The organism is Acinetobacter sp. Ac8, from assembly GCF_055392545.1.
Window position 1 is genome coordinate 2300203 of record NZ_AP043689.1, and the last position, 17036, is coordinate 2317238.

Consider the following 17036-nt stretch of genomic DNA (forward strand, 5'->3'; position numbering starts at 1 on the left):
TAATACTTGCTTAAAGCAGTTTTTTTGTTATGTTTTAAGCTGTACTTTTGGATGTGTAGCATTAGAGCACAAGACTTCAATTCATTAGCTATTATTAAAACCCTATGAAAAGACTATTTTTAATCCTATTTGCGATTTTGATATCAAATTCAATATTTGCTCAGAGTGAAAACTATAAAATTGCCATGGACAATTTTATAAACAACTATAATGCTGATCAGTATGAAAAAATTTATGATGAATTTTCTGCTGAAATGAAAAAGACATTGCCGCTTGAAAAGACAAAGCAATTTTTCTCAGGATTGAAATCTCAGGCAGGAAAAATTGAAAGCAAAGAATTTCTCAGCGATCAACAAGGAAGTTATGTCAGTTATAAAACCAAGTTTGAGAAAATGGTGTTAACGGTCAATATTTCGCTTGATCAAGAAAATCATATCAAGGGACTTATTATGAAGCCTAACGAAGTCCAAAAAGAGATAAATAGTAGTAATACTGTGAATGCGCTTAATGCTTATCCAAAAGAAATCTCAGACATCATTTTTTCAAATAGCCAAAATTTTCCAAATAATACGCAACTTTCTATTGCAGTCGTTCAGAATAAAAAAGTGAAATATTATGGGGTTATCAAAACTGATGGCAAGATCAAACCGATTGAAAACCAGAATAAGGTTTTTGAAATTGGTTCTATTACCAAAGTTTTTACATCGACCGTTTTAGCTTCGCTTGTTGAAGAAGGAAAAATTAAATTAACGGATGAAATCAATCCATTTTATCCATCTTTAAAATTTAAAAATAACACTCAACTGAATTTTAAAGACTTGGCTAATCATACTTCCGGTTTACCTCGCTTACCTGAGAATCTAGATTTATCGAATCAAAGTAATCCCTACAAAGATTATGGTAAAAGTCAGATTGAACAATATCTTAAAGATGGTTTGAAAATTGAAAATGAGCCTGAGAAAAAATATGTTTATTCCAATTTAGGGGCGGGGTTATTAGGCTATACGCTTGGCGTATCACAAGGAAAAAGCTTTCAAACATTATTACAAAAGAGAGTTTTTGATAAATACACAATGAAAAATTCATTTGTAAACTCGCAAAATCTAGATAATAAGTTAGTAAAAGGGCAAAATCCTGATGGACAAATCGTATCAAATTGGGATTTTGACGTTTTGTTTGGTGCTGGCGGGCTATTATCAACCACAGAGGATTTAGCAAAATTTGCAATCGCACAATTCGATCCTAAAAATACCGAATTGACTTTAACGCGTACACCGACCTTTGAAATGAACAAAGATATGAAAATCGGTTTAGCTTGGCATTTGTTGAAATCACAAAATGGAAAAGATTTGGTTTGGCACAATGGCGGAACTGGCGGCTATTCATCTTCAATGGCAATAAATGTTGAGGATAAGACGGCTGTTATCGTGTTATCTAACCTCTCAGCTTTTCATCCAAAAACGAAAAACATTGATAAATTATGTTTTCAGCTCATAGATGAGAAGCAAAAATAATATTTGGATTTTACATATGGGGAAACTTAACACTGCAAATATTTTGAGTAGATTGGAGGTTTACTTTTAGTTTGAACAGTGCAATCCGCCATATGGGCAATAAACCATTGGCGGAAAGTTTTCCAAAATGATCAGAATGAAGTATTACTTTTTAACTCAGTAAATATGCTTCATTTACTCCAGATTGCTCAACAAAACAATCATCATGAGAGACCAGAATGACAGCACCTTTAAATTGCTCAATGGCTTGTGCAAGTAATTCTCGTGACTCGATGTCTAAGTGATTTTCAGGTTCATCCAATAACAATAAATCAATATTTTGATGATGCTGACTTATTCCAAGTAATGCTACTTTAAGTTTTTCACCACCACTGATTTGCCCCAATTTTAAGAGTGCTTTTTCGCGACGAATGCGCAGTTGACCTAATAAATTTCGCCATTCAACCTCCAGTATATCTGGATTAAATTTCGCTAAATTCTCGATCACAGAAAGATCATCATTGAGTAAACTAAAATTTTGATCCAAATATAAACTTTGTCCAGTAAAGAAAATTTCAGAAGTTTGTGATTGATCAATCATTTTTAATAGGCTGGATTTACCCACGCCATTTGCACCTTTAAGCTGGATTTTTTCACCGGCTTGGAGTGACAACTTTATGTTCTGTGTGGTGGCATAAGGCAATTGTAAATCGTGAATTCTTAATATTTCACCTTGTTTAGATGATTGAAATTGGAAGTCAAATCGTTGTGGTTTAATTTTTTCTAAAGCTGTTTGTTTCTCCTGTAAACTGCTTTGTGTTTCATCAGCTTGGCGAATTTGCTGTGCACGTAATTTCCCAAAACTTTGCCCAGCTTGCTCTTTTTTAAAATCCAGTAGAATCTTGGCTTGAGAGTTCGAGTCACGCAATTGAGCACCTTTACGTTGACGTTTTTGTGCTTTCATTAAACTATCATGCTGTTGTTGCTTTAACTGTTTAAATTCACGTTTTTCTTGTTGAATAGACTGAGTTAAGGCATGGATTTGTTGTTGGTGCTGTTGAACATAATCAGCATAATTTCCCGAAACATGTTGTAAACCTTGCGCGGTTAAAGCATAAATATGCTGCACTTGATTCAGCAATTGAAGATCATGACTAATAATACAAACTCCCGCCTTATGTGCCTGAATCGATTCAATTAACCATTTTCTTGCCATGGCATCTAAATGATTACTTGGCTCATCTAAAAGTAGATAATGATCTTGTTTTAGAAATAAGCGACACAAAGCCAGCTTGGTTTTTTGACCTTCACTTAAGTAGTGTATGGGAAAATTTAAATCAAGCGGCAGTTGTGCATTGCTTAAAATTTGTTGCCATTTTTGTGGTAAATCCCAACAGTTTTCCACCAAATCATAATCTTCAAAACTGGCACTACTGTTTTCAATACGCTCAAAAGCATTGTGTAGATGAGCAATGTCTAAAGCTTCAGCTATAGTTTTGGTATTTAATCGTTGTAATTGTGCTAAATAATCATGTTGGATATGCCATGCAATTTGCCCTGAATAGGCTAAATCTGAATGCTGTTGTGGGTGTAATAGTTTAAAAAGTAATGATTTTCCCAAACCATTACGGCCAATCACAGCAGAAGTTTGCCCTGAAAAAAGCACAAAATTCAGTTGATTAAACATTGTTTGAGTGGGGAATGCCAAACTCAAATTTGAAATAATACATGCTTGTTGCATTCTATGATCCTCATATAGAGGATGCACAAAATAGTATGTAATAAAAGCTTTAAATAACAGTAGATTATTTAATTTATCGTAAAGACGGTATCAGAACCAAAAGATAAGTCTAGCCTTGAGTAGAATCTATTTTGCACATCAAAAATTAAATAAATAATGATGAGAAAATGACTTACTTCATTGGCGTTACTCTTTTAAGAAGGGGGGATAAGAATGCTTATTGTATAAAAATAAATCTGTATGTCAATGTTAAGCTTTTAAAATGCTCATTAAAAAAGAATCATCTCAAAAACTTAACTCCCTTATGAAAAGGGAGTTAAGTGGCAGTTGATTGAACCAATCAACACTTATCAATTTATTTAAGCAGTTGCTTTAATGACTTCTGCAACAGATGTTGCTACATAATCAATATTTTTTAAATTTAAGCCCGCTGCACACATACGGCCACTACGTAGCAAATAAATGGCATATTGATCTTTCAATATATCCACTTGTTCAGCAGTTAAACCTGTATAGCTAAACATGCCTTGTTGTTCTGTAAGGTAATCAAAATTACGACCAGGTAAAGCAGCGGTTAATTTTGCCTTTAATAGTTCACGCATTTGGATGATACGCTCACGCATTTCTTTAAGCTCTGCATGCCATTTTTCAGTTAATGTTGCATCATTCAATACATTATCAACCACTAAGGCACCTGTCGTTGGAGGGCTTGAGTAGATACGGCGTACAGTTGCTTTAAGCTGACCTAAAACTTTTTGTGCAGTTGCTTGGTCATCACAAATAAAGCTTAAGCCACCAACACGTTCACCATATAGTGAGAAAATTTTAGAGAATGAATTGCTAACAATGAAATTCAATCCAGACTTATCTAAAGCACGAATTGCATAAGCATCTTCTTCTAAGCCTTGACCAAAACCTTGGTAAGCAATATCTAGGAATGGAATTAAATCACGTGCTTTCAATACTTCAATTACACGATCCCATTCAGCAGGTGTTAAATCTGCGCCTGTTGGGTTATGGCAACAAGGGTGAAGAAGAACAATGCCTTTTGCAGGGATTTGCTGTAAATCCTCTAACATGCCTTCAATATTGACACCATTGGTTGCTGCATCAAAATAACGGTAGAAATGTGAATTGATTCCTGCACCATTAAAAATTGCAATATGGTTTTCCCATGTCGGTTGGCTCACCCAAACATCAGATTCAGGGAAGTATTTTTTTAGAAAATCTGCGCCTACTTTAAGTGCACCAGAACCACCTAGGGTTTGAATGGTCACTGCACGGCCATCTTTACGTGCTTGGCTATCTGCACCTAAAACCAGTTTCTGGGTTGCTTCGTTATAAGACTTTGAACCATCCATCGGTAAATAAAGCTTTACCTTGTCATTGCTTGGTTCAATATTTTTCAAAGCCGCTTTTACAGCGTCTAACTGAGGAACAATGGTGTCCTCATTATAATAAAGACCAATACTTAAATTTACTTTGTGTGTCCGTTCATCCTTACCAAAGGCTTCCATTAGAGAAAGAATTGGATCACCTGCATAAGGATCTACATGTTGAAACATGGTCTAAAGTCCTAAATCAATCGAAAAAATCAAGTCTGATAATATAGGTAATTCAAACCCCGACTCAACAGTAGATTAAAGTTTATTTTTTATTATTTATTCAACTTTAGATTAAGGCCACCGCTCATTTGTCTATATTTATAGCCAAATGTGTATTCTCTACAAAATAGAGGATAAATAAGATAAAACTTAAACACTATTTCAAGTGTGGTATTGGAAGAGAGATAGCTAAGATATTGATTGTTTTTAGGTCGCAGTATTGTTAATGAATGATAAAACTATTGTTCTGCATTTCTCTTCTTGTCATCATAGTGCAAGCGCAATATTTAAATTCTGGATGGTTTTTAATGTTACTGAATTATCAATACGATCAAGCTCAAGATAGCCATGAAACTCAAAAAGCCACACTGGTATTGATTCACGGGTTATTTGGAAGTTTAAGTAATTTGGGCATTATTGCACGTGAATTTCAAGGCAAATTCAACTTATTACAAATTGATGTTCGAAATCATGGCCATTCTGCACATTCAGATGAAATGAATTATCAATTGATGGCTCAGGATGTTTTGCAAACACTTGATCATTTAAATATTGAAAAGTTTATTGCGATTGGACATTCTATGGGTGGAAAAATTGCAATGAAACTTGCAGATTTAGCGCAAGATCGTATGCAAAAAATGATTGTCTTGGATATGACACCTTTTGCATATCAAGAAAATCACCATGATCAAATTTTTAAAGCCTTATTTGCGGTTGAAAATGCACAAATTGAATCTCGTAAAGAAGCAACAGAGATTATGCGTCAATATTTAAAAGAAGAAATGGTGATTCAATTTTTATTAAAATCATTCAGTAAGGGAAAATGGCTGTTTAATGTCCAAGCTTTATTTAATCATTATGCTGATATTTTAAGCTGGGAAAATCAGCAGGTGAATCCTATTCCAGCATTGTTTATTAAAGGTGGAAACTCACCTTATATCTCAAAAGCTGAACATTTTTCTGCAATCGAAACCCAGTTTAGTCATAGCCAAGTTAAAGTCATTGAACAAGTCGGGCATTGGTTACATGCTGAAAAACCGGTTGTAGTCAATCAAATGATCTCTGGGTTTATAGAATGAGGTTTTAGGCTCTGAATAAATTAAAACAGCATATTTAAAGGTAATATGCTGTTTATAAATGATTGTTTTATAAATACTACCAGCTCTTTAGTCCAGTAGGGTCAAGAAAGTATCTTGGTTTTGAATTTTCCATTGAGTACTAGATATGAAATTAGACCTAAAACCAAACCCCAAAATGCACCCCCAACACCAAACAAAGTGATGTTGGCTGTCGTTGCGAGAAAGGTAATGAGTGAGGCTTCTCGGCAATCAATATCACTCATAGCATTTGCAAGACTTCCAGCAATTGTACCTAATAATGCAAGTCCTGCTAGAGTACTTATAAAGGCGACTGGAAACGCTGCAAAGACAGCTGCTAACGTTACACCAAAAATTCCAACAAGAATATAAAACACACCTGCGGCAATCCCTGAAATCCAGCGTTTTGATGGATCTTCGTGGGATTCCTTTCCAGTGCAAATTGCAGCAGTGATCGCAGCAAGATTAAACGCATGTGAACCAAACGGAGCCATGAGGAACGAGCCTAAGCCTGTCACGATAAGAATCGGTTTAGCATTAGTGTGAAAACCATCATTTTTAAGAACCAGTAAACCTGGCATATATTGTCCTGTTAAGGTAATTAAAAATAAAGGTAGGGCAACACTCAGTATCGAGTTTATAGAAAAAGTTGGTGTGGTAAAAATAGGCGAGGCTAATTTTAGTTCAAATCCAGAGAAATCAATCCGTGATTGTAAAAGTAAGAAAATAAAGCCAAAAATCAAGACACTAATAATGGCAAATCTTGCAGAAAATCGTTTGGTGATTAGGTAAATCAAAAATAATGAAATCGCCAAAAAGGGATCAATTGTCATATTGGTAAAGGCAGCAATCCCAAATTGCAATAAAATACCTGCCAAGAGACCAGATGCAATACCTGCTGGAATTAGACCAATCAATTTTTCAAAATAGCCCGTAATTCCCAAGATCACAAATGCCAGTGCAGAAAGTAAATATGCGCCAATTGCTTCGGAATATGGCACAGTTATAAGCGTAGTAATCAAAAATGCAGCGGCAGGCGTAGACCATGCAGTGATAATGGGTTCGCGGGTATACCAACTTAATAATATTCCTGTGATACCAACCCCAATAGAAATAGACCACACCCATGAGGCAGTGAGTTCAGGGCTAAGACCAGCCATCTGCGCAGCTTGGAAGATTAAAATAAAGGTACCACCATAATTGACGATGACCGAAATTAAACCAGCCATAATGGGGGGAAGAAAATCATTAGAATGATGTTGAAAAGACATAAACTCTACCCCTAAGATTTAAAAAAAGAAGTAGTAGAGTGTATTTTTAATGTGGTATTGCCATAAGATACACTTTTAATATTTTTTAAGGTACCAGTTTGGTGATATGATTTTATCGACTGCTTTTTTTAACTCTGGTAAAGGTAAAGGAGTTAAAAATGATTTTTATTGTGTTTTATCTACTATGACTTGATTTTAAGAAGTAATTTTTGCTGGAACAAAGTTGTTATTAAATTGAGTAAGCCTAATTTATATTTGATTGTTAGTATGCAACATAAGAAAGTTCCCTTTGTTTGATTAAGATTCGACACCTTTATCAAAACGGGTAACTTTCTCTTTTTCAAGATCAATGTCTGATCAGATCTGAACTAATACATTTAATGTGCATGTGAATGAAGCCCTGCAGGTACAACAGATCCAAATGGTCTTGTTTTACAGTCTTTATCATTCGGGTCACAAATACGGACATTTTGCATCATGCCTTGATCTTCATGATCTAAGATATGACAGTGTAAGACAAAGTCTCCTGTGAATTTTTCATACTTGGTTCTGACCACAATCTCATAACCCGTTGGAACAAAAAGAGTATCCTTCCATACGCCATTTAAACCATTAAATAAAGGATTAGTATTTTTCTCTAAAGTTATATCTCCACCTATTCGATTGTTTGAACCATCAACCTTATATACGGATTGAATTTGAAAAGGATTTACATGAATATGGAAAGGATGTCCCGCAAGAGTTGATGTTAAGGTCCATTCATCAATTCCATTTAAAGTTAAATAGCGGTTTAAATTATTGCCATAAGGAAGTGCTAAATCAGCGTTAAACTTTTCATTACTTATACCAAAGACTTTACTAATATTAAAGTTAAGCTGTTGTTGACCTATTTTGATGTTGCTATTACTACTTTCAATATTTTGTAAAGAATCTAATGGGGTAAAAGCTGTGATTAAATTATTATCTAAATCAGATTTAATTTGTTTTTGTGTAATAGCATCAAGCTGTTGACCATTACTTAGGGTAATATCTTCAACTTTTGACTTTAAAAACTCTTTTAATGTAATTGTAGGGCTAGAACTTACTTTAACATTTACAATAGCAAGAACTTTATCTGGATCTGGTGTATCAGTTGATGATTTTGCCTCAATATTTGTATTGACCTTAAATGAATCTGGAAATTTATCATTATCCACTACACAGTATTGACCCGCATCTTTAAAATTAAATATCGCATCATATCGATAGCCTGGTTGCAATAAGATAGTATTGGTTTGCTGAATAGCATTCGTGGTTAAACCATCTTGTGCCACGATTGAATAATTGATTGCATTGTTGAGTTTTGCAGCTTTTTGACATTCGGCAATAAAATTAGGCTTGTCTTGCGTGTTGATTGGTTTTTCCAACTTATAAACTCGTAGACCAATGGTATCTCGCACACCACCATGAATCATACGCCAACGATAAAATTCATTTTGATTTAAATCTATTTGACCGAGCACATTACCATTAATAGAGGTATAGCGTCCTGACTTTTTCCAACCACTTGGGCTAAGCAATTTATATTTATCAGTATCACTTATTTTAATTTCAACATCACCATCTAGGTGTCCAATTTCATTAGTTCCACAGTTTACTTTATACAGCTTTTGGTTATCACCACAAATGTACTGTATTTGTTGAAAAACCATGATCAGATCATTATTGCTGTTGGCTGAAATTTTATGCTGAATATTATTTAAAGAAATTTTTGATGGTTTTTTGGCTTTCCACAGGACATCAAAATCACCCTTTTGCTCAAAAGATTTCCCATCAAATTTTGGTAATCGATTACCTTCAATAATTAGAGCGCCAGCCATACCGCTAGTCACTTGTAATGCTGTAGAACCATGTAAATGTGCGTGATACCAATAAGTTCCAGCAGGATGATCCTTAGGAATATCAAATTGATAATCTTGTTTTTCTTTTGGATTAATTTTAATAAAAACATTATCAGCTGCAATACCTTTATCTTTGCCATCCTTACTAGGCATAACAGTATATTCAGGATTGACTTGCAATCCATGAGTATGCAGGTTAGTGGTATTAATACAACCAATCGTATTATGTTCATCACGACAATTCGGCGTCTTTTCGATCTCACCATTATTTTTTTTATACTCATATAAAGGTAAATTATTCATTAAATTTACTTTTAATGACTTCCCTTGTTTAATTTGAATAGTTGGAGCAACAAATTGATTAGCTAAGGGGTTGTGTGGATCGATATATTGGCGGAGTTCGACCGAATCAATTCGATTTGTCACTGGATTATAAATTTCGCCGAGCTTCTTATCGACTTCTAAGTCAATAGAAACAAAATTTGAATCTACATTGCTGTTATTAAAAAGAGGAGGGTTTTGAATACCTGCATAGAGTGGTGTTGATGCTAATAGTGTTAAAATAGTAATATAGTTTTTCATGTTTGGTTTTTATGTGATTAATATTTATACATATTGTACTTATTTTTTTGTTTCGTAAAGACTTAAATAATAATTTTTCCATTTTTCAAAATATTTGCTGAAGCCATAGATTTTATTTTGTGTCTTAATTGGCAATTCTTATTTTCTATTCCAACTGTATAAATTTTTGTTGTATTAATGAGTGTTAATTGACGAAATAGCTTGTAAATAGCCTTCTGTAAATTAATGATTTCGTTGCACATTAAATTTTATTTTGTTATTTTGAATAAAATTCAATCAAAAGTTAAAACTTTAAAAGACTTCATTTTATAACAAGGTAGAAGATTATGGCTAAAAATTATATCAGAAGAAGTGTTTGGGAAAATTGTGGGGTATTGCTAGATGATGAGGCCTTTATTTCTAATCCGGAAAAAGGAAATAAAGACCTTTATTGGTATGCGAAAGCTGTTGCAGAAATGCGTAAATTACCTTTAGAAGACCATAATAGCTGGGGATTCTTTGGTGCAATGCATGGAATAACCATGGATGATGTGGATGATACGGGAAAAGAGCAGTTAAATTGGCACAAGCTAATAGATTTTCCAGAATTCCAAAAAATTAATGTGCAAGCACTTATTAAAATTCATGATGTAGAAACGGGTGATGGGTTATGGAACCAATGCCAACACGCAACATGGTTCTTTTTACCCTGGCATAGAGGATATTTACTCGCAATTGAAACAATTTTACGTAAGCATATTATAAAGCTTGGTGGTCCAGATGATTGGGCTTTACCTTATTGGGACTATAATGACAAAGATTATTCGAATCTTAATTCAATAAGCATTCCTCCAGCTTTCACTCAAAAGACCTTTAATGGAGAATCAAATCCTCTTTATTTACAACAACGGTATCCTAATCCAGCCGATCTAAGGGATCAAACATTTATTAACTTAAAGCAATTACAAGAAGCAAAACCTGATTTTGATTTAAATAAAGAAACTATAAATTCATTGTATACATTAAATTTTACTTCAAAAATAGATAATGATATTGTCAAGGAGTTAGGTTTTGGTGGAGGGGAAACTAATTTTTCACATGATGGTCATAGGTCTAGTACGGGTTCAGTTGAACAGTACCCTCATAACATCATGCATGTATTAGTTGGTGGGATTGGCACATTCGGTTTGATGAATGATCCTAATTTTGCAGCATTAGATCCGCTTTTTTATGTGCATCATGCCAATATTGATCGCCTCTGGAGTGTTTGGAATAAATACGATCATATAGATCCAACAAACAATACCAATCCAGCAGACGATACATGGTTATCTCCTGAGCTTAGATCACCATTTATTGTCCCAAATCCAGATGAAACTAATTGGGATTTTGTCCCTAAAGATGTAACTAATGAAGAAGAGTTGAATTATCAATATACTTCGTCTTATACCTATACAGTAGCTTTTGGCACAAAACTCAGCCCTGCCAGTACTTCGAATAAAGTACTTCTTAGAATGAAAAAATTTGGTTTAGATAAATTTAGTCAGGAGAAAACGGATATTGAACTCATAGGATCAACAACTAGTAAAATCCAGATTACAGGCTTAACACCTGTATCAATCTCAATAGATAAAAAAAATCCACAATTGAAAAATGGATTTAAGTCAGTAGTTCAAGTAATAGAACAAAATCTTAAAAAGTTAATTACTCCAAGTAAATTTTATTTACTAGTAGAAGGCATTAAGGGAAATCAAGAAGGGGTATTTTTATCAATAAAAACACCAAATCAGCAGACTTTAAAATCCGTTGCATTGTTTGGTTTAATCAATGCATCTAAACAAAATGGAGAACATTCTGGTTTAGGGATCAATTTATCTATCGATATTACAGAATATGTTGACGAGCTTTATCTTAATAATCAGATTCAAGAGTTAGATGATTTACAACTTTATGTTGAACCTATTGGTTTAAGTCAAAATTCAACACTCAGTATTGAAAAAATCACTGTTCATCAAGATAACTGATGAGTTTAAATAGCCATGAAGATTAAAAATTACTTTTCTTTATTTAAAAGAAAATCTTTTATGATTGTAATGAAAATTGCTTTATTGGTGTGGTTGTGGCTAATTTTTCAGAATTTACTGTCAATGGAGCAATCTATTGCTGTAGAGTTTGTACATGGTGAGCATTCTCATCATGTACATCAAACTAATAATAATGAAAATTTTATTTTATCAGCTATTCATAACACTATTAATATGCATTGGTTTTTGATGTTGATAGCAATGATGTTACCATTACTTTTTTTATCTGTAGAGGATGTTCAGAAAAAGAACTTTAAGAGAAAAAGGAAGTTAAGTTTAATATTGTTTTTTATCGGCTATATATTTTTTTGGACACTTATTGGTATTTTACTCTCAATTTTGACACATTATTTAAATGAATTATTACATAACCAAATAATATTGGCATGCTTGATTATTGTTGTTTTAGTTCTATGGCAGATAACTCCATATAAAAAAATCAGTCTAAATCGCTGTCATCTTCCTGCAAACATTAATCCTTTTGGGCTTCAGTCTGGTATTGATAATTTTAAATTTGGAATTAAAAAAGCCTGGTACTGCGTAGGAGTTTGTTGGCCATTTATGTGGTTATGTATAGCGTGGATGGAACCAATGATGTATATAATGCCTTTATTTACTTTATTTTTACTAGTGGAACAAATTCAACCCAAGCGAAGAGAAATTTGGGGGTTCCAATATTTTTAAATTGTTATTTTGATTTTTTAATCACTAAATATAGACTTAGAGAGCATAATTTATTCTTATTAATTTACAGATTATACTTTTTTGTTTAAGATTTAATTTACTGTATTATTTGAATATCAATCATAACAAACTAATCTAAATATAATTTGATAGCTTCCTATACTTATAAAGTAAAACACTGATTTGCAATATAATAAGTCTAAATTTATTTTTCCGAGTTATTGGCTGTTAAATATATATATACAGCATATCCATGATCTTTTTCTACAATAACCAACCCAAATCTAGATCTAGTAATATCGAGATTAACAGCTCAATCTTTGACAATTATCAAGGTGTTAGGTGTTTTGCGTTAAATTTAGTGCCTCGTAAGTCTGTTACGAATCCAGCAATTTTACCAAATAAGCAAAATATATTTTTATTAAAAGACATTAAATATATAACAGAGTATTATGGGTTTTTGAAAAAATAATGTTTTTTAGCAGTATACAGTTGAACTACGGATGAGTGCTTTTGAGTACAAACTTATACAACGCTTTATTCCTCTAACTGTTTGAAAATCCAAGTGAATGCAACGATATGCAAGCTATGCCAATCCAATACAGACTGAGTGGATTTTACTTTTGGTATTATTCAATAGTTGGAACTTTTTTACCGTATTGGAGCTTATATCTTCAAGATCAAGGATTTAATTATCAAGAAATCGGATTATTGTCGTCTATAGCCATTTTAACCCGTATATTTGCACCTTTTATTTGGGGATTTATCGCAGATAAAACAGGAAAACGAATGTTGTGGGTTCGTGTGGCGACCTGGATGGAAGCTACGATCTGGTTTTTAATTTTTATCATTCCCAACAATATGCAATCGATTGCATTTCTGATGTTGATTTTTAGCTTTTTTCAAAATGCCATACTTGCGCAATTTGAAGGTGTAACGCTGTTTTGGCTGGGTAATCAACATACAGCATTGTATGGGAAAATTAGAAAATGGGGTTCTATTGGATTTATTATTGGCGTATTTAGTATCGGTGCGATTTTAGAAGTTATTGCAATTCAATATTTACCAATGATGTTGTTATGTATTGCATTTACAGCTTTTATTTGGTCTTTTTCGATTAAGGAACCCAGCACAGCACCGAGTGCACAAAAAATATTAGACCCATTGCTTCCCATTCTAAAAAGACCAGTGGTTTTTTCATTTTTTATCATTGAATTTATTATGCTTTTTGCACAAGCACCATTTTATAGTTTTTATAGTAATTATTTAAAGCTTGCTGGTTACAGTACAACTCAGATTGGCTTTTTATGGTCAGTTGGGGTGATTGCTGAAATTATCATGTTTAACTATGCAAATTTCTTCCTAAATCGTTTTTCATGGCGAAGCTTAGTCGCACTTTGTTTAATCATGACCAGTATTCGATTTATTTTGGCAGGTTTATTTTCAGAAAGTTTCATTATTCAATTTATTTCTCAAACTTTTCATGCATTTAGTTTTGGTTTATTTCATATTATTGCAATGCGGGTCATTTTGCAGAACTTTGCAGCTAAACAACAGGGCAGAGGGCAAGCACTATACAGTACCATGTGGGGACTTGGCGTTGCATCTGGCAGCATCTTAGCCGGGCAATATTGGGAAAAATTATCAGGAGAATATATTTTTATCATTGCTGGATTTTCAGCATTGCTTGGTCTGCTATTGATTAATTTTTTACCTAAAACATTACAAACGATTCAAAGATAAATGAATCTCTTTGCAGAAAAGAGATTCAGAACGTTCAAATCGATACTGTACGGATTAATTTAGTAAATAAACAATAAGGTGTACAATAAAAGGTCCAACCAATACCATAAAAATACCAGCTAAAACCATGGTTAAACTGGCAATAACACCTTCATCTTTATCACGCATATAAGCTTTACTTGTACCAAAACCATGCGCTGCATTACCCAAAGACGCACCTTGTGCAAAGCTTGATTTCAGTCTTAACCCACCCAATACCAAATCACCAATTAACATCCCAGTTACCCCAGTAATCATGGTGAATAAAATCACCAGTTCAACTGAACCGCCGATATGGGTTGTTAACTCCATTGCAAATGGTGTAGAGATTGAACGTGCCATTAGACTATAGGTTGTTGTTTGGTCAAAATGAAATAATTTAGCAAGGTAGAATGCACTGATCATCCCAGCAAGCATACCAATGACCACGCCCATAGAAATTGAAATGAGATGTTCTTTAATGATTTGGCGATATTCAAAAATTGGGATTGCAAAGGCAACAGTTGCAGGCCCTAACATCCATATAATCCACTGACTATCAAGCATATAAGCATCATAAGAAACATGTGCTGACAGTAAAATGGTGATTAAAACAATCGGAACCAAAATTGCTGGAGATAAAATTAAATATGGAAATTTACGATAAAGTTTTTTGACCAACACATACGCGACTAATGTGATCACTAGGCAAAATATTGAAATGGCAGACATTATTTATCTCCCTGTAATACATGTACGGTTTTATGAACATGACGTTGTTTCAACTTCCGCTCTAGTTTAAAACCTATATGCACACTATAAGCAGTAAATACCATCACACAAATTGTACCCAGTACAACCACAACAATCAGTTGCCAACCTTCAGTGATAAATAGGTTTTTATATTTCATTAACCCGATAAAACAAGGAATAAAAAATAGCACCAATTCACCTAGAATGAAATCTGAGCCTGATTTAATCCAATTTAACTTAAAAATACCTGTCATGAGCCCAATCAAAACCATAAATAAGCCAATCACAGCTGCCGAAATAGGTAAATTAAATTGTTTTTGAATGATTGAACCAATCCACCAAATCAAAATTAAAAGCCCAATTTGCAGTGTGACTTTATAAATTGATGAAATTTGATGGCTTTGAGTACGCGTAGACATTTTATTGCAGATATTTAAAAAAGATGAGTTATTTTAGTTGCAAACATCACAGCATATTATGAATAATTAAACCATAATTATGCGTTTTTGGAATAATTTGTGGACATTAAAAATCTTAAAATTTTTGTAGAAATCGTCAATTGTGAAAGTTTTACTTTGGCTGCTGATCGTTTGTTTATGACACAGCCTACACTCAGTAAATCTATTAAACATTTAGAAGAAGAACTTGGCACAGCTTTGTTTAAAAAAGGTGAAGCTGGAAGAAAAAGGGAAGTTGTACTTACCTATATTGGTGAATTAATTTATCAACACGCTTTAAATATCTTAAATGAACAAAAGCAAATATTTGAAAATATAGATCAAGTACAGCAGTTAAAAAAAGGGAAACTAACCATAGGCTTACCACCATTAGGTTCGGTATTACTTAGTCCTTTAATTGCTTTATTTCACCAAAATTATCCTGATATTCAATTGAAATTCTTAGAAGTTGGTGCCAATGGTATTGAGGAAGCAATTGCTGATAAAAGTATTGATGTTGGGATTTTACTCGGTAATTTAAGGCCAAGTTTTGCGGCAATTCCTGTGATAGACTCACCAATGTGTTTATTGGCTAAGAAAAATTCACATTGGAATCAACGAGATTCAGTGAATTTGCATGAGCTTAGAGAAGAAACTTTTTTACTTTACGCTGATTCTTTTACATTAAATAAGATGATTATACAGGCTGCAAATTCTGTAGGTTTTGAACCAAAAGTGGTGTGTAAAAGTAGCCAGTGGGACTTTATCACCAAAATGGTGGAGTTTAATATGGGGATCGCCATATTGCCCAAAATTTATTGTGATCAGTTAGATCAAGGGAAGTTTTGCTCAGCAATCCTTAATGAGCCTAAATTACATTGGACATTGAGTATGGCTTGGAATACGACTGTAGCAATGAGTCCAGCAACCAAAGCTTGGTTAACGATTGTAGAGATGCATCGAGATAAAATTCATTTCTAGATGGATTGATAGCTTTTAAGTCTTAATAAATTGAGATTAGCCTGACTCAGGTGTGAATTTCATAAATATTAAAACTATGTATATCAAATATTTAATTATACTAATTTCGCATAATGTATATTATGTTAAATAGAATATCTAAGACTGTGGCTACTCAACGCTATTGCTGCCACAGATCGTCAACGTGAATACTGATAATTTTAATTCACGTTGACGACTATCCTAAGTAACATAATATTCGTTATGCAAAATCCTGCGCTATTAAAAATATAAGACTAAAAATCCCTATTAAAATAATCTCAATTCTTATCATTACCTTAGCCTATCTATGTGATGATCTAGTTTTATAAATAATAATTTGAGTTGATCTATTTCTTCACAATTATCAATATCTAACTGCTGTATTTCCCCCAGGTATTTCTCTAAGCATTCACGCATAAAAACATAATCAGATTTATGTAATACCCCAATATTTCTATTGTAAAACGTGGTTCGCCAAACATGCCTATTCATCATCGAAATGCATATTTTTATGAGCTTCATAATCAGCATTCAAAATCAATTTATGACACTGCCAACAGAAAGTATATTTCTCATTGATTTTATTTAGAATATCTTGTGAAGAATCACCACCATAGTCGCTAAGTATAAAATAAATATCTTCTAATTGATTTTGTGTAAATTCCATA

13 protein-coding genes are annotated in these 17036 nt (G+C 33.3%); 6 read left to right on the forward strand and 7 right to left on the reverse strand.

Annotated features, from left to right (window positions below):
• The first annotated feature begins 104 nt into the window (after positions 1 to 104).
• A complete protein-coding gene (locus ACZ5QH_RS10795) occupies positions 105 to 1514 on the forward strand; it encodes a serine hydrolase (protein WP_303576115.1) in 1410 nt (469 codons plus the stop codon).
• Positions 1515 to 1665: 151 nt separating this feature from the next.
• Here ACZ5QH_RS10795 and ACZ5QH_RS10800 read toward each other — a convergent pair whose 3' ends face one another.
• On the reverse strand, positions 1666 to 3234 hold the full coding sequence (locus ACZ5QH_RS10800) for an ATP-binding cassette domain-containing protein (protein ID WP_303576114.1): 1569 nt from the start codon (positions 3232 to 3234) through the stop codon (positions 1666 to 1668).
• A 359-nt stretch (positions 3235 to 3593) separates the two neighbouring features.
• Positions 3594 to 4799, reverse strand: coding sequence for an amino acid aminotransferase (locus tag ACZ5QH_RS10805; RefSeq protein WP_096734101.1), 1206 nt, complete (start codon positions 4797 to 4799; stop codon positions 3594 to 3596).
• 347 nt (positions 4800 to 5146) lie between these two features.
• On the opposite strand from ACZ5QH_RS10805, the gene ACZ5QH_RS10810 reads away from it, so the two are divergent.
• Positions 5147 to 5917, forward strand: coding sequence for an alpha/beta fold hydrolase (locus ACZ5QH_RS10810; protein WP_303576113.1), 771 nt, complete (start codon positions 5147 to 5149; stop codon positions 5915 to 5917).
• 101 nt (positions 5918 to 6018) lie between these two features.
• Here the strand turns inward: ACZ5QH_RS10810 and ACZ5QH_RS10815 are convergent, their stop codons facing one another.
• On the reverse strand, positions 6019 to 7206 hold the full coding sequence (locus ACZ5QH_RS10815; protein ID WP_303576112.1) for a benzoate/H(+) symporter BenE family transporter: 1188 nt from the start codon (positions 7204 to 7206) through the stop codon (positions 6019 to 6021).
• 377 nt (positions 7207 to 7583) lie between these two features.
• Positions 7584 to 9668, reverse strand: a complete 2085-nt coding sequence (locus ACZ5QH_RS10820) for a multicopper oxidase family protein (protein ID WP_303576111.1) — start codon at positions 9666 to 9668, stop codon at positions 7584 to 7586.
• Between the two features lie 326 nt (positions 9669 to 9994).
• Between ACZ5QH_RS10820 and ACZ5QH_RS10825 the strand changes: the two genes are divergently transcribed.
• From ACZ5QH_RS10825 to ACZ5QH_RS10835, 3 genes are all read left to right on the forward strand, one after another.
• A complete protein-coding gene (locus tag ACZ5QH_RS10825; protein WP_303576110.1) occupies positions 9995 to 11671 on the forward strand; it encodes a tyrosinase family protein in 1677 nt (558 codons plus the stop codon).
• A gap of 15 nt (positions 11672 to 11686) precedes the next feature.
• Positions 11687 to 12415 (forward strand): copper chaperone, encoded by a 729-nt coding sequence (locus ACZ5QH_RS10830; RefSeq protein ID WP_303576109.1) that lies wholly within the window; start codon positions 11687 to 11689, stop codon positions 12413 to 12415.
• A 579-nt stretch (positions 12416 to 12994) separates the two neighbouring features.
• The gene (locus tag ACZ5QH_RS10835) at positions 12995 to 14158 is read left to right on the forward strand and encodes an MFS transporter (RefSeq protein ID WP_004821496.1); all 1164 of its coding nucleotides are present in this window, start codon (positions 12995 to 12997) and stop codon (positions 14156 to 14158) included.
• A gap of 54 nt (positions 14159 to 14212) precedes the next feature.
• On the opposite strand, the gene ACZ5QH_RS10840 is transcribed toward ACZ5QH_RS10835, so the two are convergent.
• Positions 14213 to 14908: an LrgB family protein gene (locus ACZ5QH_RS10840; RefSeq protein WP_004821497.1), complete on the reverse strand. Its 696-nt coding sequence runs from the start codon at positions 14906 to 14908 to the stop codon at positions 14213 to 14215.
• The gene (locus ACZ5QH_RS10845) at positions 14908 to 15348 is read right to left on the reverse strand and encodes a CidA/LrgA family protein (protein WP_004821498.1); all 441 of its coding nucleotides are present in this window, start codon (positions 15346 to 15348) and stop codon (positions 14908 to 14910) included. The genes ACZ5QH_RS10840 and ACZ5QH_RS10845 overlap by 1 nt, the downstream gene beginning before the upstream one ends.
• A 99-nt stretch (positions 15349 to 15447) precedes the next feature.
• Here ACZ5QH_RS10845 and ACZ5QH_RS10850 point away from each other — a divergent pair, with 99 nt between their 5' ends.
• Positions 15448 to 16347, forward strand: coding sequence for a LysR family transcriptional regulator (locus tag ACZ5QH_RS10850; RefSeq protein WP_004821499.1), 900 nt, complete (start codon positions 15448 to 15450; stop codon positions 16345 to 16347).
• Positions 16348 to 16852: 505 nt separating this feature from the next.
• Here ACZ5QH_RS10850 and ACZ5QH_RS10855 read toward each other — a convergent pair.
• The gene (locus ACZ5QH_RS10855; RefSeq protein ID WP_303576107.1) at positions 16853 to 17035 is read right to left on the reverse strand and encodes a hypothetical protein; all 183 of its coding nucleotides are present in this window, start codon (positions 17033 to 17035) and stop codon (positions 16853 to 16855) included.
• Position 17036: the final 1 nt, after the last annotated feature.